The organism is Rhizobacter sp. P3_B12 (genome assembly GCF_056402895.1).
In genome coordinates this window covers 1-603 of the sequence record NZ_JBFUGN010001720.1, presented here as the reverse complement: position 1 = coordinate 603, position 603 = coordinate 1, and the positions used below count along the sequence as shown (strand labels likewise).

At 74.1% G+C, this 603-nt stretch carries 2 pseudogenes; both read left to right on the top strand.

The annotated features are described in order from the left end of the window. A pseudogene (locus AC1D01_RS37865) lies at positions 1-354 on the top strand (FAD-dependent oxidoreductase); the annotation flags it as partial. A 95-nt stretch (positions 355-449) separates the two neighbouring features. Next, a pseudogene (locus AC1D01_RS37860) lies at positions 450-603 on the top strand (FAD-dependent oxidoreductase); the annotation flags it as partial.

The window sequence follows — 603 nt, the reverse complement described above, 5'->3', positions numbered from 1 at the left end:
GCGGTGGTCGGCGCCGGGCCGGCCGGGCTGGCGGCGGCCTGCACGCTGGCCGAGCGCGGCCATGCGGTCGAGCTGTTCGATTCGGCGGGCGAGATCGGCGGGCAGTTCAACCTCGCGCGGCGCGTGCCGGGCAAGGAGGAGTTCGCCGAGACGCTGCGCTACTTCAACCACCGGCTGCAGGCGGCCGGCGTCACGCTGCGCCTGAACACGCGGGCGACGGCCGGGCTGCTGGTGGCCGGCGATTTCGAGCGCGTGCTGCTCGCCACCGGCGTGACGCCGCGCGATCCGAAGATCCCCGGCCAGGAGCTGCCGCACGTGCTCAGCTACATTTCGAGCGCGTGCTGCTCGCCACCGGCGTGACGCCGCGCGATCCGAAGATCCCCGGCCAGGAGCTGCCGCACGTGCTCAGCTACATCGACGTGCTGCTGCAGCGCAAGCCGGTGGGCGACAAGGTGGCGGTGATCGGCGCCGGGCCGGCCGGGCTGGCGGCGGCCTGCACGCTGGCCGAGCGCGGCCATGCGGTCGAGCTGTTCGATTCGGCGGGCGAGATCGGCGGGCAGTTCAACCTCGCGCGGCGCGTGCCGGGCAAGGAGGAGTTCGCCG